This is a genomic window from Silanimonas sp. (genome assembly GCF_027531545.1).
In the GTDB taxonomy this organism is placed as follows: domain Bacteria; phylum Pseudomonadota; class Gammaproteobacteria; order Xanthomonadales; family Xanthomonadaceae; genus Silanimonas.
In genome coordinates, this window is sequence record NZ_JAPZSC010000002.1 from 1 (window position 1) to 25,061 (window position 25,061).

General features: G+C 65.9%; 36 protein-coding genes and 1 pseudogene. 33 read left to right on the forward strand and 4 right to left on the reverse strand.

Annotation, left to right across the window (positions count from 1 at the left end):
* The 29 genes and pseudogenes from O9280_RS02635 to O9280_RS02775 form a co-directional block, all read left to right on the forward strand.
* Positions 1-141 (forward strand): annotated as a pseudogene (locus tag O9280_RS02635) (elongation factor Tu); the annotation flags it as partial.
* A 244-nt stretch (positions 142-385) separates the two neighbouring features.
* Positions 386-697, forward strand: coding sequence for a 30S ribosomal protein S10 (gene rpsJ, locus O9280_RS02640; RefSeq protein WP_028771346.1), 312 nt, complete (start codon positions 386-388; stop codon positions 695-697).
* 11 nt (positions 698-708) lie between these two features.
* A complete protein-coding gene (rplC, locus tag O9280_RS02645; protein WP_297867658.1) occupies positions 709-1,353 on the forward strand; it encodes a 50S ribosomal protein L3 in 645 nt (214 codons plus the stop codon).
* Positions 1,354-1,363: 10 nt separating this feature from the next.
* Positions 1,364-1,966, forward strand: a complete 603-nt coding sequence (gene rplD / locus O9280_RS02650) for a 50S ribosomal protein L4 (RefSeq protein ID WP_297867659.1) — start codon at positions 1,364-1,366, stop codon at positions 1,964-1,966.
* Positions 1,963-2,256 carry a 50S ribosomal protein L23 gene (rplW, locus tag O9280_RS02655; RefSeq protein WP_297867660.1) on the forward strand — a complete coding sequence of 98 codons (294 nt, stop codon included), beginning with the start codon at positions 1,963-1,965 and terminating at the stop codon, positions 2,254-2,256. Before rplD ends, rplW begins: the two co-directional genes overlap by 4 nt.
* A 12-nt stretch (positions 2,257-2,268) precedes the next feature.
* Entirely contained in the window at positions 2,269-3,096 is an 828-nt protein-coding gene (gene rplB / locus O9280_RS02660) for a 50S ribosomal protein L2 (protein ID WP_297867661.1), read from the forward strand.
* 6 nt (positions 3,097-3,102) lie between these two features.
* Positions 3,103-3,378 (forward strand): 30S ribosomal protein S19, encoded by a 276-nt coding sequence (gene rpsS, locus O9280_RS02665; RefSeq protein WP_297867662.1) that lies wholly within the window; start codon positions 3,103-3,105, stop codon positions 3,376-3,378.
* A 10-nt stretch (positions 3,379-3,388) separates the two neighbouring features.
* Complete coding sequence (gene rplV, locus O9280_RS02670) at positions 3,389-3,730, forward strand: 50S ribosomal protein L22 (protein WP_297876021.1); 342 nt, start codon at positions 3,389-3,391, stop codon at positions 3,728-3,730.
* A gap of 10 nt (positions 3,731-3,740) precedes the next feature.
* Positions 3,741-4,436: a 30S ribosomal protein S3 gene (rpsC, locus tag O9280_RS02675; protein WP_297867664.1), complete on the forward strand. Its 696-nt coding sequence runs from the start codon at positions 3,741-3,743 to the stop codon at positions 4,434-4,436.
* A gap of 11 nt (positions 4,437-4,447) precedes the next feature.
* On the forward strand, positions 4,448-4,861 hold the full coding sequence (gene rplP / locus O9280_RS02680; RefSeq protein WP_297867665.1) for a 50S ribosomal protein L16: 414 nt from the start codon (positions 4,448-4,450) through the stop codon (positions 4,859-4,861).
* The gene (gene rpmC / locus O9280_RS02685; RefSeq protein ID WP_297867666.1) at positions 4,861-5,046 is read left to right on the forward strand and encodes a 50S ribosomal protein L29; all 186 of its coding nucleotides are present in this window, start codon (positions 4,861-4,863) and stop codon (positions 5,044-5,046) included. The genes rplP and rpmC overlap by 1 nt, the downstream gene beginning before the upstream one ends.
* Before the next feature lie 10 nt (positions 5,047-5,056).
* On the forward strand, positions 5,057-5,320 hold the full coding sequence (rpsQ, locus tag O9280_RS02690) for a 30S ribosomal protein S17 (protein ID WP_297867667.1): 264 nt from the start codon (positions 5,057-5,059) through the stop codon (positions 5,318-5,320).
* 14 nt (positions 5,321-5,334) lie between these two features.
* Positions 5,335-5,703 (forward strand): 50S ribosomal protein L14, encoded by a 369-nt coding sequence (gene rplN, locus O9280_RS02695; protein WP_294064773.1) that lies wholly within the window; start codon positions 5,335-5,337, stop codon positions 5,701-5,703.
* A gap of 15 nt (positions 5,704-5,718) precedes the next feature.
* Positions 5,719-6,033, forward strand: coding sequence for a 50S ribosomal protein L24 (gene rplX, locus O9280_RS02700; RefSeq protein WP_297867668.1), 315 nt, complete (start codon positions 5,719-5,721; stop codon positions 6,031-6,033).
* 11 nt (positions 6,034-6,044) lie between these two features.
* Positions 6,045-6,587 (forward strand): 50S ribosomal protein L5, encoded by a 543-nt coding sequence (rplE, locus tag O9280_RS02705; RefSeq protein ID WP_297867669.1) that lies wholly within the window; start codon positions 6,045-6,047, stop codon positions 6,585-6,587.
* A gap of 16 nt (positions 6,588-6,603) precedes the next feature.
* Positions 6,604-6,909, forward strand: coding sequence for a 30S ribosomal protein S14 (gene rpsN, locus O9280_RS02710; protein WP_297867670.1), 306 nt, complete (start codon positions 6,604-6,606; stop codon positions 6,907-6,909).
* Positions 6,910-7,026: 117 nt separating this feature from the next.
* Entirely contained in the window at positions 7,027-7,422 is a 396-nt protein-coding gene (rpsH, locus tag O9280_RS02715) for a 30S ribosomal protein S8 (RefSeq protein ID WP_298338395.1), read from the forward strand.
* A gap of 16 nt (positions 7,423-7,438) precedes the next feature.
* On the forward strand, positions 7,439-7,966 hold the full coding sequence (rplF, locus tag O9280_RS02720; protein WP_298338398.1) for a 50S ribosomal protein L6: 528 nt from the start codon (positions 7,439-7,441) through the stop codon (positions 7,964-7,966).
* Between the two features lie 30 nt (positions 7,967-7,996).
* Complete coding sequence (rplR, locus tag O9280_RS02725; RefSeq protein ID WP_297876026.1) at positions 7,997-8,350, forward strand: 50S ribosomal protein L18; 354 nt, start codon at positions 7,997-7,999, stop codon at positions 8,348-8,350.
* Positions 8,351-8,445: 95 nt separating this feature from the next.
* Positions 8,446-8,973, forward strand: coding sequence for a 30S ribosomal protein S5 (gene rpsE, locus O9280_RS02730; RefSeq protein ID WP_297867674.1), 528 nt, complete (start codon positions 8,446-8,448; stop codon positions 8,971-8,973).
* Positions 8,966-9,148 (forward strand): 50S ribosomal protein L30, encoded by a 183-nt coding sequence (rpmD, locus tag O9280_RS02735; RefSeq protein WP_297867675.1) that lies wholly within the window; start codon positions 8,966-8,968, stop codon positions 9,146-9,148. The genes rpsE and rpmD overlap by 8 nt, the downstream gene beginning before the upstream one ends.
* 10 nt (positions 9,149-9,158) lie before the next feature.
* Positions 9,159-9,593 carry a 50S ribosomal protein L15 gene (gene rplO, locus O9280_RS02740; protein ID WP_298338402.1) on the forward strand — a complete coding sequence of 145 codons (435 nt, stop codon included), beginning with the start codon at positions 9,159-9,161 and terminating at the stop codon, positions 9,591-9,593.
* 25 nt (positions 9,594-9,618) lie between these two features.
* Complete coding sequence (gene secY / locus O9280_RS02745) at positions 9,619-10,995, forward strand: preprotein translocase subunit SecY (RefSeq protein ID WP_298338903.1); 1,377 nt, start codon at positions 9,619-9,621, stop codon at positions 10,993-10,995.
* 210 nt (positions 10,996-11,205) lie between these two features.
* The gene (gene rpsM, locus O9280_RS02750; protein ID WP_297867677.1) at positions 11,206-11,562 is read left to right on the forward strand and encodes a 30S ribosomal protein S13; all 357 of its coding nucleotides are present in this window, start codon (positions 11,206-11,208) and stop codon (positions 11,560-11,562) included.
* A 12-nt stretch (positions 11,563-11,574) separates the two neighbouring features.
* Positions 11,575-11,970 (forward strand): 30S ribosomal protein S11, encoded by a 396-nt coding sequence (gene rpsK / locus O9280_RS02755; protein ID WP_294064754.1) that lies wholly within the window; start codon positions 11,575-11,577, stop codon positions 11,968-11,970.
* An 18-nt stretch (positions 11,971-11,988) separates the two neighbouring features.
* A complete protein-coding gene (gene rpsD, locus O9280_RS02760; RefSeq protein WP_297867678.1) occupies positions 11,989-12,618 on the forward strand; it encodes a 30S ribosomal protein S4 in 630 nt (209 codons plus the stop codon).
* Between the two features lie 20 nt (positions 12,619-12,638).
* A complete protein-coding gene (gene rpoA / locus O9280_RS02765) occupies positions 12,639-13,637 on the forward strand; it encodes a DNA-directed RNA polymerase subunit alpha (protein ID WP_297867679.1) in 999 nt (332 codons plus the stop codon).
* A gap of 28 nt (positions 13,638-13,665) precedes the next feature.
* Entirely contained in the window at positions 13,666-14,052 is a 387-nt protein-coding gene (rplQ, locus tag O9280_RS02770) for a 50S ribosomal protein L17 (RefSeq protein ID WP_297876030.1), read from the forward strand.
* A gap of 244 nt (positions 14,053-14,296) precedes the next feature.
* Positions 14,297-15,409, forward strand: coding sequence for a hypothetical protein (locus O9280_RS02775; protein WP_298338408.1), 1,113 nt, complete (start codon positions 14,297-14,299; stop codon positions 15,407-15,409).
* A 26-nt stretch (positions 15,410-15,435) separates the two neighbouring features.
* On the opposite strand, the gene O9280_RS02780 is transcribed toward O9280_RS02775, so the two are convergent.
* Both O9280_RS02780 and O9280_RS02785 read right to left on the reverse strand, forming a co-directional pair.
* On the reverse strand, positions 15,436-16,014 hold the full coding sequence (locus tag O9280_RS02780; RefSeq protein ID WP_298338410.1) for a hypothetical protein: 579 nt from the start codon (positions 16,012-16,014) through the stop codon (positions 15,436-15,438).
* A gap of 250 nt (positions 16,015-16,264) precedes the next feature.
* Positions 16,265-17,251, reverse strand: coding sequence for a hypothetical protein (locus O9280_RS02785; RefSeq protein WP_298338413.1), 987 nt, complete (start codon positions 17,249-17,251; stop codon positions 16,265-16,267).
* 120 nt (positions 17,252-17,371) lie between these two features.
* On the opposite strand from O9280_RS02785, the gene O9280_RS02790 reads away from it, so the two are divergent.
* Positions 17,372-17,887: a disulfide bond formation protein B gene (locus O9280_RS02790; protein WP_298338416.1), complete on the forward strand. Its 516-nt coding sequence runs from the start codon at positions 17,372-17,374 to the stop codon at positions 17,885-17,887.
* Positions 17,888-17,977: 90 nt separating this feature from the next.
* Positions 17,978-19,372, forward strand: a complete 1,395-nt coding sequence (locus tag O9280_RS02795) for a 3-deoxy-7-phosphoheptulonate synthase class II (RefSeq protein ID WP_298338419.1) — start codon at positions 17,978-17,980, stop codon at positions 19,370-19,372.
* A 39-nt stretch (positions 19,373-19,411) separates the two neighbouring features.
* Here the strand turns inward: O9280_RS02795 and O9280_RS02800 are convergent, their stop codons facing one another.
* Both O9280_RS02800 and O9280_RS02805 read right to left on the reverse strand, forming a co-directional pair.
* Positions 19,412-20,272 carry a DUF6671 family protein gene (locus O9280_RS02800; protein WP_298338421.1) on the reverse strand — a complete coding sequence of 287 codons (861 nt, stop codon included), beginning with the start codon at positions 20,270-20,272 and terminating at the stop codon, positions 19,412-19,414.
* Between the two features lie 78 nt (positions 20,273-20,350).
* Positions 20,351-21,862 carry an NADP-dependent isocitrate dehydrogenase gene (locus O9280_RS02805; protein WP_298338424.1) on the reverse strand — a complete coding sequence of 504 codons (1,512 nt, stop codon included), beginning with the start codon at positions 21,860-21,862 and terminating at the stop codon, positions 20,351-20,353.
* Positions 21,863-21,947: 85 nt separating this feature from the next.
* Here O9280_RS02805 and O9280_RS02810 point away from each other — a divergent pair, with 85 nt between their 5' ends.
* Both O9280_RS02810 and O9280_RS02815 read left to right on the forward strand, forming a co-directional pair.
* Positions 21,948-22,304 (forward strand): winged helix-turn-helix domain-containing protein, encoded by a 357-nt coding sequence (locus O9280_RS02810; RefSeq protein WP_298338426.1) that lies wholly within the window; start codon positions 21,948-21,950, stop codon positions 22,302-22,304.
* A 4-nt stretch (positions 22,305-22,308) separates the two neighbouring features.
* Positions 22,309-25,059, forward strand: a complete 2,751-nt coding sequence (locus tag O9280_RS02815) for a winged helix-turn-helix domain-containing protein (RefSeq protein ID WP_298338429.1) — start codon at positions 22,309-22,311, stop codon at positions 25,057-25,059.
* Positions 25,060-25,061 lie beyond the last annotated feature (2 nt).

Sequence of the window (25,061 nt, forward strand, 5' to 3'; positions counted from 1 at the left end):
GAGATGGTGATGCCGGGCGACAACATCAAGATGGTGGTGACGCTGATCGCCCCCGTTGCGATGGACGAAGGCCTGCGCTTCGCGATCCGCGAAGGCGGCCGCACCGTCGGCGCCGGCGTCGTGGCCAAGATCATCAAGTAATACCTGGTGGCATCTCCCCGCCTGGCCGACGCCGGGCGGGGCACCAAGCGAAAGGAGGTCCAAGGATGGGCTTCGTCTTCGCCGGACAGGGAAGCGTGGATCGTTAAGCTGCTGTTGTTGACGGCGGCTTGGCATCCCCTCTATACTCTCCCGTCTCGGCAGAACCGAATGGTTCTGTCGATGTTTTTTTGGGGTTCGCGCCAGACGCGTGCGGCCCGTCGCTCTTTAACTCAGGAAACCGGCCATGGCGGACCAGAAAATCCGTATTCGCTTGAAGGCGTTCGATCACCGACTGATCGATCGTTCCGCGAGCGAGATCGTCGAAACGGCCAAGCGGACCGGCGCGCAAGTGCGCGGCCCGATCCCGCTGCCGACGAAGATCGAACGTTATACCGTCCTCGTTTCTCCGCACGTCGACAAGGACGCGCGTGACCAGTACGAGACCCGCACCCACAAGCGCGTCCTGGACATCGTTGATCCCAACGACAAGACCGTCGACGCCCTGATGAAGCTCGAACTCGCCGCTGGCGTGGACGTGCAGATCAAGCTGGCCTGAGGTACACGATCATGAAGCACAGCATCGGTATCGTTGGGCGTAAGGCAGGCATGAGCCGGGTTTTCACTGCGGATGGCGCGTCCATCCCGGTCACCCTGATCGAAGCCACCCCCAACCGCGTCACCCAGATCAAGACCGTCGAGACCGACGGCTACACCGCCGTGCAGGTCACCGCGGGCGACAAGCGCGCCTCGCTGGTGAACAAGCCGGAAGGTGGCCACTTCGCCAAGGCGAAGGTCGCTCCGGGTCGTGGCCTGTGGGAATTCCGCGTCGAAGCCAAGGACCTGGGTGCCTACGAAGTGGGCGCCGAGATCAAGGCGGACGTCTTCGCTGTCGGCCAGATGGTCGACGTGCAGGGCGTGACGAAGGGCAAGGGCTTCCAGGGCACCATCAAGCGCTGGAACTTCACCATGGGTGACGCCACCCACGGTAACTCGCTCTCGCACCGCTCGCCGGGCTCGATCGGCCAGCGCCAGACGCCGGGTCGCGTGTTCCCGGGCAAGAAGATGTCGGGCCACATGGGCGCCGAGGTTCTCAGTGTCCAGAATCTCGAAGTCGTCAAGGTCGACGTCGAGCGCGGCCTCATCGCGATCCGTGGCGCCGTTCCCGGTGCGCCGGGTGGCGACGTGGTCGTCCGTCCGGCCAGCAAGGGTTAAGGAGTAGACGATGGAACTTTCCGTCATCAACGGCAAGGCGCTGTCGGTCAACGACGCCGTCTTCGGCCGTGAATTCAACCAGGACCTCGTGCACCAGGTCGTCGTTGCTTACCGCAACGCCGGTCGCGCGGGCACCAAGGCGCAGCTGACGCGTTCGGAAGTCCGCGGCACGACCAAGAAGTTCAAGAAGCAGAAGGGCGGTGGCGCTCGTCACGGCGACTACCGCGCTCCGATCTTCGTGGGCGGCGGCGTGACCTTCGCGGCCAAGCCGCGCAGTTTCGCGCAGAAGGTCAACAAGAAGATGTACCGCGGCGCCATGGCCGTGATCCTGTCCGAGCTCGCTCGCCAGGGTCGCCTGATGGTCGTCGAGGGCTTCGACGTCGACGCGCCCAAGACGCAGGGCCTCGTTGCCAAGCTGGCCGACATGAAGGTCGGCACCCGCACGCTGATCGTGTCGGAGCAGGCGAGCGAGAACCTGTACCTGGCCGCGCGCAACATCCCGTACGTGGAAGTGCGCGACGTGCAGGGCCTGGACCCGGTGTCGCTGGTCGGTGCCGACTCGGTCGTCATCACCGCCGAGGCCGTCAAGCTGATCGAGGAGTGGCTGGCATGATCAACGAGAGCCTGTTTTCGGTCCTCCGCGCCCCGAAGGTGTCGGAAAAGACCGCCCGTCTCGCCGAGAGCAACCAGTACGTCTTCGAAGTCGCCAAGACGGCGACCAAGGCTGACGTCAAGGCGGCGATCGAGCACCTGTTCAACGTCAAGGTGCTCGCGGTGAACGTCGCGAACATCAAGGGCAAGTCGAAGGCGTTCCGCCAGCGTGCTGGCCGTCGCTCCGACAAGCGTAAGGCGTATGTCCGTCTGGCCGAAGGCCAGACGCTCGACGTCACCGCCAAGGCCTGAGGATAAAGACCCATGGCAGTCATGACTTTCAAGCCGACCTCGCCTGGCCGCCGCGCCATGGTCAAGGTCGTGAACCCCGACCTCCACAAGGGCGCCCCGTTCGCGGCCCTCGTCGAGAAGAAGGGCAAGACCGGTGGCCGTAACAACCACGGTCGCATCACCACCCGCCACATCGGCGGTGGCCACAAGCAGCATTACCGCATCATCGACTTCAAGCGTGACAAGGAAGGCATCGCCTCCCGCGTCGAGCGCCTCGAGTACGATCCGAACCGCACGGCGCACATCGCGCTCCTGTGCTACGCGGACGGCGAGCGCCGCTACATCATCGCGCCGAAGGGCCTGCAGGTCGGCGACCAGCTGATCTCCGGCAAGGACGCGCCGATCAAGGTCGGCAACACTCTGCCGCTGCTCAACATGCCGATCGGTGCCACCGTGCACTGCGTCGAGATGAAGCCGGGCAAGGGCGCCCAGCTGGCGCGCGCCGCCGGCGCCGGCGTCCAGCTGATCGGTCGCGAACACGGCTACGCCACCCTGCGCCTCCGCTCCGGCGAGATGCGCAAGGTGCCGGTCGATTGCCGCGCCACGATCGGCGAAGTCGGTAACACCGAGCACAACCTCGAGAAGCTGGGCAAGGCCGGTGCCTCCCGCTGGCGCGGCATCAAGCCGACCGTCCGCGGCGCCGCGATGAACCCGGTCGACCATCCGCACGGCGGTGGTGAGGCGAAGGCCGGCCAGGGCAACCCGCATCCGGTCAGCCCCTGGGGCCAGCCGTCGAAGGGTTACAAGACGCGTAAGAACAAGCGCACCGACAAGTTCATCGTGCGCGATCGTAGGGGTTAATCGGCCATGCCACGTTCACTCAAGAAGGGCCCGTTCGTCGACCACCACCTCGCCAAGAAGGTGGAAGTCGCTTCAGCGGCCAACAGCAAGAAGCCGATCAAGACCTGGTCGCGTCGTTCGATGATCCTGCCGGAAATGATCGGCCTGACCATTGCCGTGCACAACGGCAAGGCGCACATCCCGGTTCTGGTCAACGAGAACATGATCGGCCACAAGCTCGGCGAATTCGCGCTGACCCGGACCTTCAAGGGTCACGGCGGCGACAAGAAGTCGGGCAAGTAAGGAGATGACCATGGAAGCGAAAGCCATCCTGCGCTCGACGCGCATCTCCCCGCAGAAGGCCCGCCTGGTCGCCGACCAGGTCCGGGGCCTCTCGGTCGCCCGCGCTCTTGCGCTGTTGCAGTTCAGCGACAAGAAGGCCGCCGGCATCATCCGCAAGGTCGTCTACTCGGCGGCTTCGAATGCCGAGAACAACCTTGGCGCCGATGTCGACGAACTGAAGGTCGCCACGATCATGATCGACGAGGGTCCGGTGTTGAAGCGCTTCGGCGCCCGCGCGAAGGGCCGTGGTACCCGCATCCTCAAGCGCACCAGCCACATCACTGTGGTCGTGGGCTCCGGCAAGAAGGCGTAAGGACGAGATTATGGGTCACAAAGTTCATCCGACCGGTATCCGTCTTGGCATCGCCAAAGACTGGAACTCCAAGTGGTACGCGAACAAGAAGGAATTCGCCGGCTACCTCGCCGCGGACCTGAAGGTTCGCCAGATGCTTCGTGAGAAGCTGGCGCAGGCCGGCATCTCCAAGATCCTGATCGAGCGTCCGAGCAAGTCGGCGCGCGTGACGATCCACACCGCCCGCCCGGGCGTCGTGATCGGCAAGCGCGGCGAGGACATCGAGAAGCTGCGCAAGCAGGTTTCGGACATCATGGGCGTCCCGGCGCACATCAATGTCTCCGAAGTCCGCAAGCCGGAACTCGATGCGCAGCTGGTCGCCGAATCGATCGCCCAGCAGCTGGAGCGTCGCATCATGTTCCGTCGCGCCATGAAGCGCGCCGTGAGCAACGCGATGCGCCTCGGCGCGCTCGGCATCAAGGTCAACGTCGCCGGCCGCCTGAACGGCGCCGAGATCGCGCGTTCGGAGTGGTACCGCGAAGGTCGCGTGCCGCTTCACACGCTGCGCGCCGACGTCGACTACGGCTTCGCCGAAGCCCGCACCACCTTTGGCGTCATTGGCGTCAAGACGTGGGTCTACAAGGGCGAAATCTTCGACTTCTCGCAAGTCGGCCAGGAAAAGACCGAAGAGCGCGCGGAACGTCCGTCGCGTGGTCAGGCCAAGTGAGGTAACGAGCCATGTTGCAACCCAAGCGAACTAAATATCGCAAGCAGTTCAAGGGCCGTAACGAGGGCCTGAGCTGGTCGGCGAACGCCGTCAGCTTCGGCGAGTACGGTCTGAAGGCTACCGAACACGGCCGCCTCACCGCCCGCCAGATCGAATCGGCCCGCCGTACGATCAGCCGCTACGTGAAGCGCGGCGGCAAGCTCTGGATCCGCGTGTTCCCGGACAAGCCGATCACCCAGAAGCCGATCGAAGTCCGAATGGGCGCCGGTAAGGGTAACGTCGAGTACTGGGTCGCCCAGATCCAGCCCGGCCGGATGCTCTACGAGATGGAAGGCATCCCGGAGGACCAGGCCCGCGAAGCGATGCGCCTCGCCGCCGCCAAGCTCTCCGTCAAGACCACTTTCGTGACCCGGACGGTGCGCTAATGGAACTTCAGGAACTGCGTCAGAAGTCGGCCGAAGAGCTGAAGGCCCACCTGCTGGAGCTCCGCAAGGAGCAGTTCTCTCTGCGCATGCAGAAGACGACGAACCAGCTGGCGAAGACCCACGAGATCAGCCGTGTCCGCCGCGAAATCGCGCGCGTCAACACGCTGCTGACCCAGAAGAACTAAGGGATAGGCCATGAGCGATAACGCCACCCCGCTGCGCACGGTCGAAGGCCGTGTCGTCAGCAACAAGATGAACAAGACGGTCACGATCCTGGTCGAGCGCCAGGTCAAGCACCCGCTGTACGGCAAGTACATCCGCCGTTCGACGAAGCTGCACGCCCACGACGAAGCCAATGCCTGCAACGAAGGCGACGTCGTCCGCGTGACCGAATGCGCCCCGATGTCGAAGACCAAGAACTGGCGCGTCGTCGAGATCGTCTCGAAGTCGGCCGAGTAAGAGGAGCCTGAGCCATGATCCAGACGCAGAGCTACCTCGAAGTCGCCGACAACTCCGGTGCCAAGGAACTGATGTGCATCAAGGTGCTTGGTGGTTCCAAGCGCCGCTATGCCCACATCGGCGACATCATCAAGGTCACCGTGAAAGACGCGATCCCGCGCGGCAAGGTCAAGAAGGGCGAGGTCTACAACGCCGTCGTCGTGCGCACCCGCAAGGGCGTGCGCCGCGCCGATGGCTCGCTGATCCGCTTCGACGCGAACGCCGCCGTGCTGCTGAATAACAAAGAAGAGCCGATCGGCACCCGCATCTTCGGACCCGTGACCCGTGAACTCCGCAACGAGAAGTTCATGAAGATCGTGTCCCTGGCGCCTGAAGTGCTGTAAGCCGGAGACGAAACCATGAACCGTATCCGCAAGGGCGACCAGATCGTCGTCATCACCGGCAAGGACAAGGGCAAGAAGGGCGAAATCACCCGCGTTGCCGGTGATCGCGTCATCGTCGCCAACATCAACGTGGTGAAGCGCCACACCAAGGCGAACCCGCAGGCCGGCCAGGCCGGCGGCATCGTCGAGCGCGAAGCCCCGATCCATATCTCCAACGTGATGCTGTTCAACCCGGCGACGGGCAAGGGCGACCGCGTTGGCTTCAAGGTGCTCGAGGATGGACGCAAAGTGCGTGTGTTCCGCTCGAGCGGTGAGGCGATCGACGCCTGAGGAATGCCCCGATGAACACCCGGCTTGAAAAAATCTACAAGGACACCGTGGTGCCGAAGCTCATGAAAGAGTTCGGCTACACCAATCCGATGCAGGTGCCGAAGATCACCAAGATCACGCTGAACATGGGCGTGGGCGAGGCGGTCGGCAACAAGAAGATCCTCGAGAACGCCGTGGCCGACCTGGCCACGATCACCGGCCAGAAGCCGGTGACGACCAAGGCCCGCGTCTCGGTCGCCAGCTTCAAGATCCGCGAAGGCTGGCCGATCGGTACGAAGGTGACCCTGCGTCGCGCCAAGATGTATGAGTTCCTCGACCGCCTGATCAGCGTCGCCCTGCCGCGCGTCCGCGACTTCCGCGGCGTGTCGGGTCGTGCGTTCGACGGCCGTGGCAACTACAACATGGGCCTGAAGGAGCAGATCATCTTCCCAGAGATCAACTTCGACCAGGTCGACGCCCTGCGCGGCATGGATATCGCGATCACCACGACCGCGAAGACCGACGCCGAGGCCAAGGCCCTGCTCGCCGCCTTCAACTTCCCGTTCCGCAACTGACCTTTAGGATCCAATCATGGCCAAGACCAGCATGGTGAACCGCGAGGTCAAGCGCGAGAAGCTTGCCAAGCGTTATGCCGCCAAGCGCGCCGAGCTCAAGAAGCTGATCGCCAACCCGGCGACCGGCTACGAAGAGAAGATCGACGCCGTCAACAAGCTCGCGAAGCTGCCGCGCGATTCCTCGGAGTGCCGCCAGCGCAACCGCTGCGCCCTGTCGGGTCGTTCGCGTGGCGTCTACCGCAAGTTCGGCCTCGGCCGCAACAAGCTCCGCGAAGCCACCATGCGTGGCGACGTCCCCGGCCTCCGCAAGGCGAGCTGGTAAGACAAAAAGCTGCTATCCTAGGCGGCTTGCTGAACCCACCCGGCCGGAGACGGCCGGGTTTTTCCACTGAACCTGTTCGCGAAAGCGGATATCGGTGCTACTCATAAGGAACTCTCCATGAGCATGACTGATCCCATCGCTGACATGCTGGTGCGCATCAAGAACGCGCTGGCTGTCCGCAAGACCACGGTGAAAATGCCGTCGTCCAAGATCAAGCTGTCCCTTGCCAACGTCCTGAAGGCCGAAGGCTACATCCTCGACGTGCGCCAGGCTGGCGACGCCAAGAAGCCGGAACTCGAAATCGTTCTGAAGTACTTCGAAGGCAAGCCGGTCATCGAGCGCCTCGAGCGCTTCTCGCGTTCGGGCCTCCGCCAGTACCGCGGCAAGGACGCGCTCCCGAAGGTCCTCGGCGGCCTCGGCGTGTCGATCATCTCGACGTCCAAGGGCATCATGACCGACCGCGACGCACGCCAGCAGGGCGTGGGCGGCGAAGTCCTGTGCCTCGTGGCCTGATGCAGGAGAACTGACCATGTCCCGCGTCGCCAAGAAGCCGATCGCCCTCCCGAAGGGCGTTGAAATCACCTCCACCGCCGAGCAGTTCAGCGTCAAGGGCCCGAAGGGCACCCTGTTCCTGGCCAAGCCGCAGGGCGTGGACCTGAAGAACGAGAATGGTGTGGTCACGATGGTCGCGGCGAACGCCGACGCCATCCCGATGGCCGGCACCGCGCGTGCCATCCTTTCGAACATGGTGAAGGGCGTTTCCGAAGGCTTCCAGCGCAAGCTGGAGCTCGTCGGCGTCGGTTACCGTGCCGCGATGCAGGGCAAGGACCTGAGCCTGTCGCTCGGTTTCTCGCACCCGGTCGTGTTCATCACCCCGGAAGGCATCACCATCACCACGCCGACGCAGACGGAGATCCTGATCGCCGGCGCCGATGCGCAGTTGGTGGGCCAGGTCGCGGCCAAGATCCGCGCGTTCCGCTCGCCGGAACCGTACAAGGGCAAGGGCGTCCGTTACTCGGGCGAGAACGTCATCATCAAGGAAGCCAAGAAGGCCTAAGGGTCTTCAGCTTCCAGAAGGTATCCAGTCATGGAAAAGAAAATCGCCCGCCTGCGTCGCGCCAAGTCGACGCGCCTGCACATCCGCACGCTGGGCATCGCCCGCCTGTCGGTCCTGCGCACCGGTCAGCACCTGTACGCCCAGATCTTCACGGCCGATGGCTCGAAGGTCCTCGCGGCTGCTTCGACCCTTGAAGCCGACGTCAAGTCGGGCCTGAAGGGCAGCAAGAACCTTGAAGCCGCCGCCAAGGTCGGTGCCGCCATCGCCGCCAAGGCGAAGGCTGCCGGCATCGAGTCCGTCGCGTTCGATCGTTCGGGCTACCGCTACCACGGCCGCATCAAGGCGCTCGCCGATGCGGCCCGCGAAGGCGGCCTGCAGTTCTAAGCGTCATCGATGCACCCAGGCGCGGGGTGGATTCCGCGCCTCAAACAACTATAAGCGGCGCAAAGCCGTAAATTCCCTCATTACGAGAGTCCATCATGAGCAGCAATGAAAGCCGCGATCGTCGCGACCGCGAAGGCGCAGACGACGGCATGATCGAAAAGCTGATCGCGGTCAACCGCGTCAGCAAGACCGTCAAGGGCGGTCGCCAGTTCACCTTCACCGCGCTGACGGTCGTCGGCGACGGCGCCGGCAAGATCGGCTTCGGCTACGGCAAGGCCAAGGAAGTCCCGGTTGCCATCCAGAAGTCGATGGAATACGCCCGCAAGGCGATGGTCAACGTCGACCTGAACGATGGCACCCTGTGGCACCCCGTCAAGGCCAACCATGGCGCGGCGGCTGTCTACATGCAGCCGGCGTCGGAAGGTACTGGCGTGATCGCCGGCGGCGCCATGCGCGCCGTGCTGGAGGCGGTCGGCGTCAAGAACGTGCTGGCGAAGGCTACCGGTTCGCGTAACCCGATCAACCTGGTCCGTGCCACCGTGCGCGGCCTGTCGATGATGCACTCGCCGGCCAAGATCGCGGCCAAGCGTGGCAAGAAGCTCGAGGAGATCCTCCATGGCTAACAAGACCGTCAAGGTCCGCCTGGTGCGCGGCCTCCGTGGCACCCAGCAGCGCCACCGCCTCTCGGTGCGCGCGCTCGGCCTGAACAAGCTCAACGACGTCCGTGAGCTGATCGATTCGCCGCAGGTCCGCGGCCTGATCAATCAGCTCCACTACCTCGTCCGCGTCGAGGCTTAAGGAGAATCCCATGCGTCTCAACACCATCACTCACGCCGAAGGCGCCCGCAAGGAGCGCACCCGCGTTGGTCGCGGCATCGGTTCGGGCCTCGGCAAGACTTGCGGCCGCGGCCACAAGGGTTCGTTCGCTCGCGCCGGCAAGGGCAAGATCAAGCCGGGCTTTGAAGGCGGCCAGATGCCGATGCAGCGTCGTCTGCCGAAGATCGGTTTCCGCTCCAAGATGTCGCACGAGTCGGCCGAGGTCCTGCTGTATCAGCTGGCCATGCTCGACGTCGAGGTGATCGACATCGTCGCCCTTCGCGCCGCCAAGCTGGTCTCGGTCGACGCCAAGAAGGTGAAGGTTGTGAAGAAGGGCGAGCTGACCAAGAAGCTCACCATCAAGGGCCTGCTGGTGACCGCAGGTGCGAAGGCGGCGATCGAAGCCGCCGGCGGATCGGTGGAGTAATCGCTTGGCCTCGAACGCGGCGACGATGATGGGCGGACTCGGTAAGTTCAAGGAACTGAAGGACCGCCTGCTGTTCGTGCTTCTTGCGTTGATCGTCTTCCGGGTCGGGAGCTTCATTCCCGTCCCGGGCGTCAACCCGGAAGCCATGTTGGCCCTGTTCGAAAACCAGGGCGGCATCGTGGACATGTTCAACATGTTCTCCGGTGGCGCCCTGTCGCGTTTCAGCATCTTCGCGCTGAACGTGATCCCCTACATCTCGGCGTCGATCATCGTCCAGCTGCTCGGGCAGGTCTACGAGCCGTGGAAGGCGCTGAAAAAGGAAGGCGAGTCGGGCCGTCGCAAGCTGACCCAGTACTCGCGTTACGGTGCGGTCTTCCTCGCGATCGTGCAGGCGGGCAGCATTGCCACGGCGCTTCAGGGCTCGGCGGCTGCTGGCGGCCAGCCAGTCGTCTACAGCCCGGGCATGGGTTTCGTCTTTACGGCGGTGGTTTCGCTGACGGCCGGCACGATGTTCCTCATGTGGCTGGGTGAGCAGATCACCGAGCGCGGCATCGGCAACGGCATTTCGCTGATCATCTTCGCGGGTATCGTCGCCGGCCTTCCGGGCGCGCTGATCGACACCATGCGCCAGGTGAACGCCGGCGAGATCAGCTGGCCGGCCATCCTCGTGATCGCCGTGCTCGTGCTGGGCGTCGTCTACTTCGTGGTGTTCATGGAGCGCGGCCAGCGCCGGATCACCGTGCACTACGCCCGCAAGCAGGGCGCGCGCCAGGGCTACAACAACCAGAGCTCGCACCTGCCGCTGAAGCTCAACATGGCCGGCGTCATCCCGCCGATCTTCGCTTCGAGCCTCATCATGCTGCCGGCCACCATCACGGCGTGGACGGGTGGCGCCGGCGCGGCGGAAGCCGCCGCCGCGGCGACCGGCGCGGGCTGGCAGGCCCAGGTCACGCTCGCCTTGCAGAAGGTCGCGACGGCGCTGGCGCCGAACGAGCCGCTGCACATGCTCCTGTTCGCTGGCCTGATCATCGGCTTCGCGTTCTTCTACACGGCGCTGGTGTTCAACAGCCAGGAAACCGCCGACAACCTCAAGAAGTCGGGCGCGCTCGTTCCGGGCATCCGTCCGGGCCGCGCGACTGGCGAGTACATCGATGGCGTGCTGACCCGCTTGACCATGATCGGCGCGCTCTATCTGGTCGCGGTTTGCCTGTTGCCGGAAGTGCTCCGCGCGACGTGGCAGGTTCCGTTCTATTTCGGCGGCACGTCGCTGCTGATCGTCGTCGTGGTGGTCATGGACTTCACGGCGCAGGTGCAGGCGCACCTCTATTCGCACCAGTACGACAGCCTTCTGAAGAAGGCCAATTTGAAGGGCGGTCCGCGCGGCGGCTTGGCGCGCGGATGAATCGAGGCGGGCCCGCGCAAGAGTAGCGCGGGCGGCGAGGGGGCCTTCGGGCCTTGTCGCCAACCCCGATTTGTCGCCGGAGCATGGGCACACTCCCCATGCCGGGTTCGCCCCTGTTCAGGGGGCGGGCTTCATTTGAACCCTGAGCCAGTGTAAACTTTTCGATTCCTTGCGCCGCTAGCCGGCGACAAAACCAGTGGAGATCGCGTCATGGCGCGTATTGCGGGTGTGAACCTGCCTGTCCAGAAGCATGTCTGGGTGGGCCTTCAGAGCATTTTCGGGATCGGGCGTACGCGCTCGCGCCTGGTCTGCACGGCCGCGGGTGTGAACCCGCATAGCAAGATCCGTGAACTGTCCGAGCCGGAAATCGAGCGCCTCCGCGCCGAGATCGGCAAGTACACCGTCGAAGGCGACCTGCGTCGCGAAGTCGGCATGTCGATCAAGCGCCTGATGGACCTCGGTTGCTACCGCGGCGTCCGTCACCGTCGTGGCCTGCCGCTCCGCGGCCAGCGCACCCGCACGAATGCCCGTACCCGCAAGGGTCCGCGCAAGGCGATCAAGAAGTAAGGATCAGCCAAAATGAATAAGCCGGCAGCTGCCAGCAAGACCAAGAAGAAGATCAAGCGCGTCGTCACCGATGGTGTGGCGCACGTGCAGGCTTCCTTCAACAACACGATCATCACGATCACCGACCGCCAGGGCAACACCCTGAGCTGGGCCACCTCGGGTGGTGCCGGTTTCCGCGGCTCGCGCAAGTCGACGCCGTTCGCGGCGCAGGTTGCCGCCGAGAAGGCGGGCAAGGCCGCGCTCGACTACGGCCTGAAGACGCTCGAAGTGCACGTGAAGGGCCCGGGTCCGGGTCGCGAATCGGCCGTCCGCGCGTTGAACAACGTCGGGTACAAGGTCACGAACATCATCGACGTCACGCCGATTCCGCACAACGGCTGCCGTCCGCCCAAGAAGCGTCGCGTCTAAGGGCAAGGGGAAAATCACATGGCTCGTTATATCGGTCCCACCTGTAAGCTCGCGCGCCGCGAAGGCGCCGACCTCAGCCTCAAGTCCCCGGCCCGCGCCCTGGACAGCAAGTGCAAGCTCGAGCAGAAGCCCGGCGTGCACGGCCCCGTCGCCAAGAAGGGCAAGCTGTCGGATTACGCGACCCAGCTTCGCGAGAAGCAGAAGGTCAAGCGTATCTACGGCCTGCTGGAGCGCCAGTTCCGCAACTACTACAAGAAGGCCGCCAACCGGAAGGGCAACACCGGCGAGAACCTGCTGCAGATGCTTGAGCAGCGTCTCGACAATGTCGTCTACCGCATGGGCTTCGCCGTCACCCGTCCGCAGGCCCGCCAGCTGGTCTCGCACCGTGGCGTGCTGGTCAACGGCAAGTCGGTGAACCTGCCGTCGTACCAGGTCCGCGTCGGCGACCAGATCACGCTCACCGAGAAGGCGGCTGCCCAGCTGCGCGTCAAGGAAGCCGTGGCCCAGTCGCAGCAGATGGACCTCGTGCCGTCGTGGTGCACCGTCGACGCCAACAAGTTCTCCGGCACCTTCAAGGCTGTGCCTGATCGCGCCGACCTGCCGGCCGACATCAACGAAGCACTGATCGTCGAGCTGTACTCGAAGTAATTCTCCGGAGAACGCCGCCCATGACGGTAAATGCCATCCAGATGCTGCGTCCCAAGGGTCCGCAGATCGAGCGCCTGTCGACGACCCGCGCCCGCGTCGTCATCGAGCCGCTGGAGCGTGGTTACGGCCACACCATCGGCAACGCGCTGCGTCGCGTGCTGCTGTCCTCGATCCCGGGTTGCGCCATCACCGAGGTGGAAATCGATGGCGTGCTGCACGAGTACACCACGCTTGAAGGCCTTCAGGAGGACGTCCTCGACGTCCTGCTGAACCTCAAGGACGTGGCGATCCGTATGCACAACGTCGAGTCGACGATGCTCACCCTTCAGAAGAAGGGCCCGGGCGTCGTCACCGCCGCGGACATCAAGACCGACCACAACGTCGAGATCCTCAACGGCGAGCACGTGATCTGCACGCTGACGAAGGACACGGCGCTGAACATGCGCCTCAAGATCGAGCGCGGCTTCGGCTACCAGCCGGCTGCGGCGCGTCGTCGCCCGGACGAAGAGTCCCGTGCGATCGGCCGCCTCATGCTGGACGCCAGCTTCGCCCCGGTCCGTCGCGTGGCGTATGCCGTGGAAGCGGCCCGCGTCGAGCAGCGCACCGACCTCGACAAGCTCGTCCTCGACATCGAGACCAACGGCACGATCGATTCGGAAGAAGCCATCCGCACCGCCGCCAGCATCCTCACGGACCAGCTGTCGGTGTTCGGTGACTTCATCGTCCGCGGTCCGGCCTCGAGCAAGAGCGCGACCGGTGGTGTCGATCCGACCCTGCTGCGTCCGATCGACGACCTCGAGCTGACCGTCCGTTCGGCCAACTGCCTCAAGGCCGAGAACATCTACTACATCGGTGATCTGATCCAGCGCACGGAAGTGGAGCTGCTGAAGACCCCGAACCTGGGCAAGAAGTCGCTCACCGAGATCAAGGAAGTGCTGGCACAGCGCGGCCTCGCCCTCGGCATGAAGCTCGAGAACTGGCCGCCGGCCGGTCTCACCCAGGGCGTGATGATGGGCTAAGGCCCACGATCGATAAGGAACCCAACCCATGCGTCACCTCAACGCCGGCCGCAAGTTCAGCCGCACCAGCGCACATCGTGAAGCGATGTTCCGCAACATGGCTTCGTCGCTGTTCAAGCACGAGCTGATCCGTACCACCCTGCCGAAGGCCAAGGAGCTGCGTCGCATCGCCGAGCCGCTCATCACGATGGCCAAGACGGATGGCGTCGCCAACCGTCGTCTCGCCTTCTCGCGTCTGCGCGACAAGGAAGCGGTGGGCAAGCTGTTCGTCGAACTCGGTCCGCGCTACCAGGCGCGTCCGGGCGGCTACCTGCGCATCCTGAAGTGCGGCTTCCGTCCGGGCGACAACGCTCCGATGGCTTACGTCGAGCTGGTGGATCGCCCGCGTGCCACCGAGGCTGTCGACGCCGAGTAAGCGTCGAGCGCCGCGTTCTTCGAAGAAAAACCCCGGCTAACGCCGGGGTTTTTCGTTTGTGCCGTTCGCCGGCGGATTAAGCTAGCGCCGGTCTCCCGGCGCGATCGTGGTCGCGAGCAATCATCCCCCCCCCCGGCCCCGTTTTCAAAAGGCTTCTTGAAGCATGAAGGCTCGCCCCCCCGCTCATGTGTACCTTGCTCTGGTTCTGGCAGTCGCGTTTTCGTCTGCAGCATCTGCATCGTGGTTGGTCCTGATCGATCAACAAGGAGCTACGCCCAATCGCGTCATCACCTATGCCGATGCTTTCGTCCACGATGAAAGTCCGTTACCTGTGCTCTCGAACCTCTCGGCCTTGAAGGAACTCGAGAGCATCAAGCGGGTCAGGCTGACGATGGTGTACGAGGCCTTGGATCGACCGTTCTGGATGCAGACGCGTTTGGACATCCGCTGCCCGAGCCTTTCTCTCGAACGACGCTCTCGCCGCGCGGCCTCAGGTGACGACAATCAGCCCACGCGCATGCCGGAAGCGGTGCTGTTCCGGATGCACGACGGCCGCACGCGCGCCAAGAATTCGCCGGACATCACGCCGCTGGCCTCCGCCGAGTGGCAGTCCAGCGCCAACGAAACCATGAAGCGCGCGTATCAGGTGGCGTGCAATGCGCCTTTGGTCACCGCCGCGATCAACGGGTCGTTCGACGCGAACAACGTGTTGATTCCCGCCGTGTACCGCGAGCGGATGAGTCCGCTGGGGCTGGGGGAGACCCTGGTCGTGCCAAGCAGCCTGCTGCAAACGGAACTGGCTGAGCTGACGTGGTCGAAGATGTGGCCCGACGTGCAGATGCCGTCCATCAGCCACGGCGCCCCGCTGACGGAGCAGGAAAGGCTGGCGTTGCGGCAGCGCCTCGAGGAGGCGCAGCGGAATCTGGAGGCACAGAAGGCGGCGGTGCTTGCCTCATTGGAGGAGCAGCAGGCGGAGTTCGACTTCCGTGACGAGGCCGCGCGCTTGCGCGGAGGTCGACGCACCAGCAAGACGGAAGCCGACATGCTGATGGCTTGGCAAGGCAAATCCGAGCGCGATGTCGTGGTGGCGATGGGGGCCCCGCAGGTCAGCGAGGCGGCCGGGATCCGCTTCCTAGCTTACGGCCAGGATTACGACAGCCGTTACGTTGTTCAGCGCGTTTACACCGGCCACAGCTGGGTCGAAGGGGTTTATCGGAGCTGCAACATCCAGTTCGTCCTGATTCCTGACGGCCGGCGCGAGTTCAGGGTCGCGGATGTCGTCGTCACGGCGTTCAAGAGCGGCGACGGCTGGTCGCCCAACCTGTGCGCAGAGATGACCGAGGCCCCGCGCTCCTGAGCGGGGCCTGGACGCCAGAGGGGGCGTCAGCCGCGCATGCAGTCGCGCAACTTCACTCGGCCCTCGTTGTACGAGGTGATGTTCACCCGATAAACCTCCGCGCCGTTGAAGACGATGCCGATCGATTCCTCTGGGTTGCTGGCTTCGAGCATCGCGTTGATCTGCACCGGCACCATGAAGACATTCATCTCGCCATTGCTGTAGTGCATGGCGCGGGTCGTGTTGGGCGCTTCGTCGCTGAGGATGGTGATGCGCTGGAGGGCTCCATCCTGCGTTGAAGGAGGAATGCGTCGGCCAGTGAATACGACAAGGCCGATGCCCTTCTCGGCGTGCTCTTTCGTGGCCGGGCCGATGAGGCCGAAGGTGTCGCCGATCTCATCGTTGCTCGTGGTGCTGATGAACGAGACGACGCATCCCAATCCTTCGCTGTTGCCTTGGCCGATGTCCGCCCAGCCGCCGCCCGACGGGGCTTGCAGCTTGCTGGTGTCGATGGCTTCGAGGGTGCTGTTGCCGAGGCCGAGCAGTTCCGGCGGGACTTGGGCGACGGCGGTGCCGGCAAGGACGGTGGTTAGGGTGAGAGCGGCGATCTGTGAGCGGGTCTTCATTGGGGGGAGTCTTCTTTTTTGGGTGGGAGCGGTGATGGTTGCAGATCACGCCGCGGACCTTAATCGCTGGCACGCCGGCGATCGCCGCAGCTGTTGGAAATGAACCGGCACCTTGCGTCTCGGTTCCTGCAGAAATCCGAAGTTTCGATACTCAAGGTTCTGGGTGCCTTCGAAAAGCGGGGCCGCGTGGCTTCAACGGCATGAGAACGGCGGCCGAGGGGCCGCCGTTGCATTGACGCTGGGGCGCGGATCAGCAGCTGACGCCGCTGGCTGGGCCGAGGCGCGACATCGTGTACTGGCCCGTCTGGCCATCCGACGTGCGCGTGTATCGCATGACGGCGGTGGAGCAGTTTGGGAATCGGAGATTCACCGTGCCCCATCCCGTCCGGGTGACATTAGCCGCGTTGAAGAGAGGCCCGAAACGGCCTCCGCGGGTCACGATCAACGGGACGTCGACCTGCGTGCCGTTCGGAGCCAGCGTGGCGTTGCCGACCAGCCACAACGGGTTGCCGGCATCGTCGAAGGTGTACCAGGAGACGAACACGCCCTTGTTGGCGCCGGCGTCGAAAAAGTCGACGAGGATGCCTTCGCCGCTACGTGCCGGGTCGAAGTAGGTGCCGTTGAGACGGCCCGCCATCGGCAGATCGCCGCTGCCGCCGGTCGTTCCGCCAATGGTCACCGCCTGCGTGGTGCCACGAAGGCGGAACTGGAAGCCGTTACGGAGGAGGACATTCGGATCTCGGGCTTGGGCGACGATGATCGTTCCCGCGCTGGGCAGGCGCTCGAACTCCCAAGCGCCCTGATTGATTCCCATGCAGAAGCGTCCAGAGCACGCCCCCAAAGTTTCTGCATGGGAAACCGTACCTCCCTGAATGAGCTCGATGTCGCGATTGGCCAAGGTCGTGCTCACTGGCAAGCCCGGAAGATTCGGATCGCGAATCTGCTCGAACCGGACCATCAGAATCGGAAAGCTTGGATTGTTTGCGCAGTCCTGTCGCCACACGGCCAAACGAATGTTGCGTGTTCCGATGGAGGTAAAGGCTACGTCGACACGCTGCGCACTCGCGGGCGTAGGAAGGCGCTCAAAGCCGCGCGTCGGATCTGCAAAGGTTGGGTCAGATGCAAAGCAACCGGCGATATGGTCATCCCACCCATTCGGCGGGCTGGTCTGGGCGAATGCGGCAGTCGAAAGCAGGCCAGCCACCACGAGGGCGGCAGAAGAAATCAGTTTGTGCATTGGGGGATATCGTCCTTGGTGTGCGGATCCGGGGGTGGCCCGCGGGCGCGATTTTAGGGAACTGGCCGCGATTGCGGTAGTCGGAGCACAATCCCTTTTGACTTTCCCTGTGTGTTTCCCATGCCGAACGCCAACCCCTTCACCTGGTCCTTCCGCCTGCAGATGCTGTTCGGCTTCGCCGTCTGCGCGGCCCTGCTCGGTTTCGCGCTCTACGTCGAGCACGGCATGTTCATGCTGCCGTGCCCGCTGTGCATCCTGCAGCGCTTCTTCTTCGCTGGGATGGGCCTGCTGGGCCTCGTCGCGGCCCTGCATAACCCCAGCGGTCGCGCGGGCCGGGGCGCCTACGGCATCGCCATCGCCCTGCTGGCCGCGGTGGGTGGCAGCATCGCGGCGCGGCACGTGTGGCTGCAGTTGCAGCCGCCGAGCGGCTTCCCGAGCTGCAGCGGGCAGGGGCTCTCCTACATGCTCGAATCGCTGGGCCCCATCGACGCGTTGGCCGAGACGCTCTCGGGCTCGGCGGACTGCGCGAAGGTCGACTGGGCTTTCCTCGGCTTGTCGATGCCGGCCTGGACGCTGCTGTGCTTTGTGCTGCTGGGCCTCGGTGCGCTGGTGGCGGGCCTTCGCCGCCGCGGCTGAGGCATGAGCTCATGAAGTTGCGGATGTAATGGAGTCGCGACTCGAATTCTCGCGTGGCATAGTCTTTGGCCAACCCCAAAGAGAACACCGATGAACGCGCAGGATCGTCCCGTCACCCCCGTCAACGCGCCCGCTGCTTGGACGCGTTCGTCGTGGCGGACGAAAACGGCGCTGCAGCAGCCGAACTATCCGGACGCCGAGGCCTTGGCCGCGGTGGGGCGCGAGCTGGAGGCCCTCCCGCCGCTGGTCACGTCCTGGGAAGTGCTGGCGCTGAAGCGGCAGATCGCCGAGGCCGAGGTGGGCAAGCGCTTCATCCTCCAAGGCGGCGATTGCGCCGAGAGCTTCGCCGACTGCGAAAGCGGCCTGATCTCGAACCGCCTCAAGGTGCTCCTGCAGATGAGCGTCGTGCTGGTGCACGGCCTGCGCCTGCCGGTGGTGCGCATCGGCCGCTTCGCCGGCCAGTACGCGAAGCCGCGCTCGGCCGACCTCGAAGAGCGCGATGGCGTGACGCTGCCGAGCTACCGCGGTGATTTCATCAACGCGCCGGAGTTCACGCCGGAAGCGCGCATTCCCGACCCACGCCGCATGGTGAAGGGCCACGCACGCTCGGCGATGACGATGAACTTCGTGCGTGCGCTGATCGACGGTGGTTTCGCCGACCTTCACCACCCGGAGTACTGGGACCTCGGCTGGGTGGCGCGCTCGCCGCTGGCCGAGGAGTACCAGAAGATGGTGAGCGGCATCGGCGATGCCGTGCGCTTCATGGAGACGGTGACGGGCGGCCCCATCGACAACCTCAGCCGCGTCGACTTCTACACGTCCCACGAAGCGCTGCTGCTGCCCTACGAGGAAGCGCAGACGCGCCAGGTGCCGCGCCAGTGGGGCTGGTTCAACCTCAGCACGCATTTCCCGTGGATCGGCATGCGCACGGCGCAGCTCGATGGCGCGCACACCGAGTATTTCCGCGGCATCCGCAATCCGATCGGCATCAAGCTTGGGCCGTCGGTGACGCCGGACCAGGCCCTGCGCCTCGCCGACGTGCTGAACCCCGAGAACGAACCGGGCCGCCTCGTCTACATCCACCGCATGGGCGCCGGGAAGGTGCTCGAGAAGCTGCCGCCGCTGCTGGAAGCGATGAAGCGCGAAGGGCGCCGCGTGGCGTGGATGTGCGACCCGATGCACGGCAACACGGAGACGGCGGCGAACGGCTACAAGACGCGCCGCTTCGACAACATCCGTGCGGAAGTGGAGCAGAGCTTCGACGCGCATGCCGCCGCCGGAACGCGACTGGCCGGCGTGCATCTCGAACTCACCGGCGAGAACGTCACCGAGTGCACGGGCGGTGCGCGCGAGCTGGTCGATTCCGACCTGGCCCGCGACTACCGCACCACGGTGGACCCGCGGCTCAACTACGAGCAGTCGCTGGAGATCGCCATGCTGATCGTGCGCAAGCAGTCGCAGATCGCGCAGCCGGCATCGCTCTGATCGGATGACCGTCGCCTCGCCCCGTTCGGGGCGGGGGGCTCAGGGATTGCATTCCGGGCAGTGGCCCGCGTCGGCGACGGAGAGGCCATCGGCGCGAGGCCGGTTTTCGCGATGCCCGCAGACGCCGCAGGCGTGGATTTCGGCGCGGACGAGGTCGGTCGCTTCCCCACACAGTTCGCAAGGCAGCCCGAGTTGCGCGTCGATCCGGCCGAAGCCGGGCGCGCTGCAGCGGGGGCAGGGCGTGGCGAGGCGCTCGGCGAGACGCTGCCCCAGCCGGGCGAGGGCTGCGAGACGGGTCGGATTCACGTGCGCCCGCATATCGGCTTCGAGGCGCGCGAGGCCGTCATCGGAGCGCGCTGCCATGCGCTCGACCGCTTCGGCGACGGCGGCTGCGTCGATGAGGCCTTTGGCCACGGGCAGCGGCTCGCTCGCAGGCAGCGCCCAACGGTTCGGTTTCACGAGGGCGGCGTGGCCGGGCAGGCCGATCGCGGCGAGCACGGGCTGGAGGTCGTCCCCGGGCCGAAGCGCTTTCGAGACCCAGTTGGTGTCGTGGCCCGCGTGCTCGATGACCACCGTCTGGCCGTGGATGTCATCGACAAAGGTCAGCAGTTCCGTGTGCAGGGGCAAGAAGCCGAGCAGCGGATCGGGGCCGAAGCTGCCCTCGGTGGCGATGCCGAGTTTCAGCCCGCTGGCGGCCATGCCGCGCCGGGCTTTCTCGATGACAACCTCGTGCGCGGTCCCCGGCCGCTCGATGTCGCCGGCGAAGGTGCCGAGCGCATCGGTATCGATCGCGACGGTCTCGATCTGCAGGCCGAGCGCCGCCAGGGCTGGCGCCAACGCGTCGGCTTTGCCGTGCAGGGTGGCGAGTGCGACGCGGGGATCGGGGTAGGGCAGGGGCATGCCGTGAGTGTCCGCCACATCGCGTCGAGGCGGCGCCGACGTGTCGGACGCCGCCACGCCGGTTTCCCGCGATGTCGCTTACTCGCCCTGCGCCTGCGAGTAGCCGCGCACGCCGTCGAAGGTGTACAGGTTCTCGGTCTTCACCGCGTCGAAGCCGGCATCGGCGATGCGCATCAGCAGGCGCGAGATGGCCTGGCCGTCCACCGTCTCCTTCAGGGCCGGGAAGCGGCAGCGCCAGTGGTCGGTGCGCAGCGTCTGCGGGTTGCCGTTCGGGTAGACCTTCACGCCGCGGTTGGTGATCAGCGCCAGGCGGAAGTCCTCGCCAGCGAGGCCTTCGAGCGCTGCGCCGAGTTCGTTCGGATCGCGGGTGTCGGTATCCCAGTTCAGGAACACATCGACGCCAACCAGCGCCTTCTTCGCATTGACGTGCGGCGGAATGCTGACGTCCGGGTGCACGAGCGATTCCGGCTCGCGCTCGGGGTAATCCACCGCGGCCATCTTCTTCGGCTGTTGGCCAAGGCGCGCGATCACGGCCTCGGCGAACTCGCGGGTGCCGACTTTCCTGCGGCTCACGCCGTCGCGGTAGATATCGCCGGTGTGGAGGCCTTCTTCAAGCGTGCAGAGCCAGGCGTTGTGGATGTCGGTGGCGGGCTTCGCGCGGCCGAGGTGGACCAGCATCATCACCGCCGAAAGCAACAGGCCCGAGGGGTTGGCGATGTCCTTGCCGGCGATGTCCGGTGCGGAGCCGTGGACGGCTTCGAACATGGCGCAGTCGTGGCCGATGTTCGACGAGCCGGCGAGGCCGATCGAACCGGCCACTTCGGCGGCGACGTCGGAGAGGATGTCGCCGTAGAGGTTCGGGGTGACCACCACGTCGAAATCGGTAGGGCGGCTGGCCATGCGCGCCGTGCCGATGTCGATGATCATGTGGCTGGTCGCGATCTCCGGGTACTGCGGCGCGATCTCGTCGAAGACCTTGTGGAACAGGCCGTCGGTGAGCTTCATGATGTTGTCCTTGGTCATGCACGTGACCTTCTTCCGCCCGTGCGCGCGGGCGTACTCGAAGGCGTAGCGCACGATGCGCTCGCAGCCTGGGCGGGTGATCAGCTTCAGGCACTGCACCACCTCGTCGCTCTGGCGATGCTCGATGCCGGCGTAGGTGTCCTCCTCGTTCTCGCGGACGATCACGACGTCCATCGTCGGGTGCAGCGCGGTCACGTAGGGGTGGTAGGACACGCAGGGGCGCAGGTTGGCGTAAAGGCCCAGCGTCTTGCGCAGCGTGACGTTCACCGACTTGTAGCCGCCGCCCTGCGGCGTGGTGATCGGGCCCTTGAGGATGATCTTGTGCTGGTCGATGGCCTGCCAGGTGTCCTCGCCGATGCCGGCCATCAGGCCGCCTTCGTAGGCTTTCAGGCCGACCGTGACGGCGTGGAAGGCAAGGGCCGGGTCGGCGGCCTTGAGGATGGCCAGCGTGGCGTCCATGATCTCAGGACCGATGCCATCGCCGGCCGCGACCGGGATGGTGGTGGCCGGCAGCGCGGCGGGGACGTAGCGGGCCGGGGCAAGGGATTCAGCGAGGACGGCGGACATTGTGCGATCTCCGAAACACGAAAAAGATGTCGTGAATATTGAAGCGCGAAAACCCGTGCGGCGCAAGCCCGCGGGTGAGTCGCGCGTGAAGGCTTCGCCCGCGAAGCCCGCGGCGAAGGCTTCGCCCGCGACCAAGACGGGAGCGAAATCGGCCGACACCGACGCCCCATGGACCTTCCTCAGCAACCACACCCATGTGCTGGTGTGCCTCGCGGCGGACGCGGAGCAGACGCTGCGCGACGTCGCTTCGAAGGTCGGCATCACGGAGCGCGCGGTGCAGCGCATCGTTGCCGAGCTGGAGGCCGCGGGCGCGCTGACGCGCGAGCGCGACGGTCGGCGCAACCGCTACCGGCTCGACACCTCGCTGCCGCTCCGCCACCCGCTCGAGAAGCACCGCAGCATCGGGGACGTCCTCGCACTCGTCCTCGGCAAGGGCCGATGACCGGATGTCGGTAACGGATTCGAACCCACGGGCTTCGGGCGAGGTGCCGCGCGGCGGCGTGCTGCGCTGGCCGGGGGCCGAATTGGACTTGCGCAGCGCGCAGGTCCGTCGTGGGCGGCAACTGTTGGCCCTCGACCGCTCGTCGTACGAGGTGCTGCTTGCCCTGCTGCTGCGCGCCGGACAGGTGCTCGGCAAGGACGATCTGCTCGACGCGGCCTGGCCCGGGCGCGTCGTCTCGGAAAACTCGCTAGCCAAGGCCATCAGCCGGCTGCGTCGCGAGCTGGGCGACGAGGCCGGTGCGCCGTTGCAGTCGGTGCACGGTTACGGCTACCGCTGGGCGGGCGAGGTGCATTGGGTCGAGTCCGAAACACCGTTGCCCGCTCCCGCCGCCGAGCACGACTGGGTCGGTGCGGCGGTGCCGAACCGGACGGGATGGACGTTCCGGCGCGTGCTCGGTCGCGGCGCCCACAGCACGGTGGTACTCGCCGATTCCCTGTCGGGCGAGGTGCCGAGGGCACTCAAGATCGGTCTCGGCGAAGAGGGCCTGCGCCACGTGCGCCGGGAGGTCGCCCTGCATCGCTACCTCGCCGCGATCAACCACCGCGTGCCCGGCCTCGCGCCCGCGCTCGGCTGGCAGCTCGATGAGCCGCCCGTGTTCGTCGAATACCCGTACTTCGAGGACGGCGACTTGGCGCGCTGGATGGCCGCGCGGGCCCTCGGTGGCGGCGTGCCCCTCGAGCACCGCCTCGCCCTGCTCGCGCAGATCGCCGACACCCTGGGGGAGCTGCATGCCGCGGGCGTCGTCCACCAGGACCTGAAGCCGGGCAATGTCTTCCTCTCGCCGGACTCGTCGCTTGCCGAAGGCTGGCGCACGTCCTTGGCCGACCTCGGTGGCGGCCATGCCTCGCCGCTCTCGCAGCAGACGGAAGCGCTCCTCGACGCGGATGTTCTCGTCGATGCCCGCCAGGCCGCCGCACCGGGCGCGGGCGCCGCCCTCCACTCCGCCCCCGAGGTCCTGGCGGGCGGTCTGCCCACGCAGCGCAGCGATCTCTACGCCTTGGGCGTCCTCCTTTACCAGCTGGTCGTCGGGGACCTTCGGCGTCCGCTGGCGCCGGGCTGGGAGGCCGATGTCGATGATCCGCTGTTGCGCGACGACATCCGCGCCCTGGCCGCACTCCGGGTGGAGGAACGCACCCTGGGCGCCCAGCAGTTGGCGCTGCACCTGCGCCAGTTGCCGGCGCGGCGCCTCGCCGCCGAAGCCCACGACAAGGCCGCGGCCCGCGAGCGCCTCGCCGCGCAGCAACTGCAGCGCCAGCAGGTCCGGCTGCGCCTGCTGGGAGCCGCGACGGCGGCCCTGTTCGTCGGGTTGGCTGTCGCCAGTTGGGCGGGCTGGCTGGCGTGGGACGCGCGGCGCGACGAGGGCCTCCGGCGCAGCGAGGCTCAGGCGGTGCTCGGTTTCCTGACCGATGACATGCTCACGCGAGCTGATCCCTATCGCGGCGGGGATGCCGGGATCAGTTTGCGCGGGTCGCTCGATGCGGCGGCGGCGAAGATCGACGAGCGTCTGGGCGAACGCCCGCTGGTGGCCGCGGCGGTGCATGCCTCGGTCGCCGAGGCCTACGAGTCCTGGGGCGAGTACGCGAAGGCGGCGCGCCACCAGCGATGGGCGATCGAGCGCACCGAGGGGGTCAGCCCCGGTACGGAGTCGCTGGCAGGCCAGCAACGGCGGCTGTGCCAGTTGGAGAGGTTGTCCGGGAACCTGGAAGCGGCGCAGACCGCCTGCGACGCCGCCGCCGCCCACGATCGCAGCACGCTCGGCGCTGTTTCCGACGCCAGCCTCGTGGAGGGCGCGAAACTGCTCTACGAAAGCGGAAGATGCGGCGAGGTGGTCGGCCAACTCGGGTCGCTCCTCGCCGACGAGCCGCGCCGGAACGGATTGCCCGCTGGCGTGGAAGCCGATGCCCGCTGGTTCATTGGCCTGTGCCAGAGCCGAATCGGCGAGGAAGGCGCGGCGGCGGAATCCTTCCGCGCGCTTGTCGCCCTGCGCGAACGCGAATCGGGGCCCGAGCATCCGCACACCGCTTGGGCGCTTTCCGACTATGCCGAGGCGCTGGCCCGGGCCGGGCGTTTCGCCGAGGCGGACGCCATCCTCGAGCGTCTGGATCGTCTACTCCTGGATCGGCTCGGCCCCGATCATCCGGACTCTCTGGCCGTCGAGTACCGCCAAGGCCTGGTCGCGGCTGGGCAGGGGAGGGACGAGGAGGCGACGGGCTCGTTCGGCCGCGCGCATCGCGGATGGAGCCAAGCGCTGGGCGAGCGCCACATCCTGACGGTCTTGGCCGGTTCCGAGCTGGCCCGCAGCCTTGCCCGGCAGGGCGACCGCCCAGGCGCGAGCGCCGTGATGGCGCGACTCCAGTTGGTGGGACAGCCGGACACCTTCGGTCGCGATGCGCGGGCTGTCGATATCCACGAGCTCTGGGCCGAAACCCTGCTGCTGTTGGGGCGCACCGAGGATGCGGCTGTGGCCTTGGCCGGCTTCCAGGCGAGGGCCTCCGAGGTCCTGCCGGAGCACCACCCTCGCCTCGCCATGGCGCGTTGCTTCGAAAGCCAGATCGCGACGCGTCGGGGGCAGCTCGACCAGGCGGGTGTGGCCCTCAGCGCCTGCCGGCTGGGTCTCGCCCGGCTGGCTCCGGACGATTACCGGCGTCGTGCTCTGGCGGATGCGGAACAGGCCGTGGATGCCATGATCCGTTGAGC

Bases quoted from the DNA above. Each gene is read 5' to 3' on its own strand.
- rpsJ (WP_028771346.1), top strand. From the start codon at position 386: ATGGCGGACCAGAAAATCCGTATTCGCTTGAAGGCGTTCGATCACCGA.
- rplC (WP_297867658.1), top strand. From the start codon at position 709: ATGAAGCACAGCATCGGTATCGTTGGGCGTAAGGCAGGCATGAGCCGG.
- rplD (WP_297867659.1), top strand. From the start codon at position 1,364: ATGGAACTTTCCGTCATCAACGGCAAGGCGCTGTCGGTCAACGACGCC.
- rplW (WP_297867660.1), top strand. From the start codon at position 1,963: ATGATCAACGAGAGCCTGTTTTCGGTCCTCCGCGCCCCGAAGGTGTCG.
- rplB (WP_297867661.1), top strand. From the start codon at position 2,269: ATGGCAGTCATGACTTTCAAGCCGACCTCGCCTGGCCGCCGCGCCATG.
- rpsS (WP_297867662.1), top strand. From the start codon at position 3,103: ATGCCACGTTCACTCAAGAAGGGCCCGTTCGTCGACCACCACCTCGCC.
- rplV (WP_297876021.1), top strand. From the start codon at position 3,389: ATGGAAGCGAAAGCCATCCTGCGCTCGACGCGCATCTCCCCGCAGAAG.
- rpsC (WP_297867664.1), top strand. From the start codon at position 3,741: ATGGGTCACAAAGTTCATCCGACCGGTATCCGTCTTGGCATCGCCAAA.
- rplP (WP_297867665.1), top strand. From the start codon at position 4,448: ATGTTGCAACCCAAGCGAACTAAATATCGCAAGCAGTTCAAGGGCCGT.
- rpmC (WP_297867666.1), top strand. From the start codon at position 4,861: ATGGAACTTCAGGAACTGCGTCAGAAGTCGGCCGAAGAGCTGAAGGCC.
- rpsQ (WP_297867667.1), top strand. From the start codon at position 5,057: ATGAGCGATAACGCCACCCCGCTGCGCACGGTCGAAGGCCGTGTCGTC.
- rplN (WP_294064773.1), top strand. From the start codon at position 5,335: ATGATCCAGACGCAGAGCTACCTCGAAGTCGCCGACAACTCCGGTGCC.
- rplX (WP_297867668.1), top strand. From the start codon at position 5,719: ATGAACCGTATCCGCAAGGGCGACCAGATCGTCGTCATCACCGGCAAG.
- rplE (WP_297867669.1), top strand. From the start codon at position 6,045: ATGAACACCCGGCTTGAAAAAATCTACAAGGACACCGTGGTGCCGAAG.
- rpsN (WP_297867670.1), top strand. From the start codon at position 6,604: ATGGCCAAGACCAGCATGGTGAACCGCGAGGTCAAGCGCGAGAAGCTT.
- rpsH (WP_298338395.1), top strand. From the start codon at position 7,027: ATGAGCATGACTGATCCCATCGCTGACATGCTGGTGCGCATCAAGAAC.
- rplF (WP_298338398.1), top strand. From the start codon at position 7,439: ATGTCCCGCGTCGCCAAGAAGCCGATCGCCCTCCCGAAGGGCGTTGAA.
- rplR (WP_297876026.1), top strand. From the start codon at position 7,997: ATGGAAAAGAAAATCGCCCGCCTGCGTCGCGCCAAGTCGACGCGCCTG.
- rpsE (WP_297867674.1), top strand. From the start codon at position 8,446: ATGAGCAGCAATGAAAGCCGCGATCGTCGCGACCGCGAAGGCGCAGAC.
- rpmD (WP_297867675.1), top strand. From the start codon at position 8,966: ATGGCTAACAAGACCGTCAAGGTCCGCCTGGTGCGCGGCCTCCGTGGC.
- rplO (WP_298338402.1), top strand. From the start codon at position 9,159: ATGCGTCTCAACACCATCACTCACGCCGAAGGCGCCCGCAAGGAGCGC.
- secY (WP_298338903.1), top strand. From the start codon at position 9,619: ATGATGGGCGGACTCGGTAAGTTCAAGGAACTGAAGGACCGCCTGCTG.
- rpsM (WP_297867677.1), top strand. From the start codon at position 11,206: ATGGCGCGTATTGCGGGTGTGAACCTGCCTGTCCAGAAGCATGTCTGG.
- rpsK (WP_294064754.1), top strand. From the start codon at position 11,575: ATGAATAAGCCGGCAGCTGCCAGCAAGACCAAGAAGAAGATCAAGCGC.
- rpsD (WP_297867678.1), top strand. From the start codon at position 11,989: ATGGCTCGTTATATCGGTCCCACCTGTAAGCTCGCGCGCCGCGAAGGC.
- rpoA (WP_297867679.1), top strand. From the start codon at position 12,639: ATGACGGTAAATGCCATCCAGATGCTGCGTCCCAAGGGTCCGCAGATC.
- rplQ (WP_297876030.1), top strand. From the start codon at position 13,666: ATGCGTCACCTCAACGCCGGCCGCAAGTTCAGCCGCACCAGCGCACAT.
- O9280_RS02780 (WP_298338410.1), bottom strand. From the start codon at position 16,014: ATGAAGACCCGCTCACAGATCGCCGCTCTCACCCTAACCACCGTCCTT.
- O9280_RS02785 (WP_298338413.1), bottom strand. From the start codon at position 17,251: ATGCACAAACTGATTTCTTCTGCCGCCCTCGTGGTGGCTGGCCTGCTT.
- O9280_RS02790 (WP_298338416.1), top strand. From the start codon at position 17,372: ATGCCGAACGCCAACCCCTTCACCTGGTCCTTCCGCCTGCAGATGCTG.
- O9280_RS02795 (WP_298338419.1), top strand. From the start codon at position 17,978: ATGAACGCGCAGGATCGTCCCGTCACCCCCGTCAACGCGCCCGCTGCT.
- O9280_RS02800 (WP_298338421.1), bottom strand. From the start codon at position 20,272: ATGCCCCTGCCCTACCCCGATCCCCGCGTCGCACTCGCCACCCTGCAC.
- O9280_RS02805 (WP_298338424.1), bottom strand. From the start codon at position 21,862: ATGTCCGCCGTCCTCGCTGAATCCCTTGCCCCGGCCCGCTACGTCCCC.
- O9280_RS02815 (WP_298338429.1), top strand. From the start codon at position 22,309: ATGTCGGTAACGGATTCGAACCCACGGGCTTCGGGCGAGGTGCCGCGC.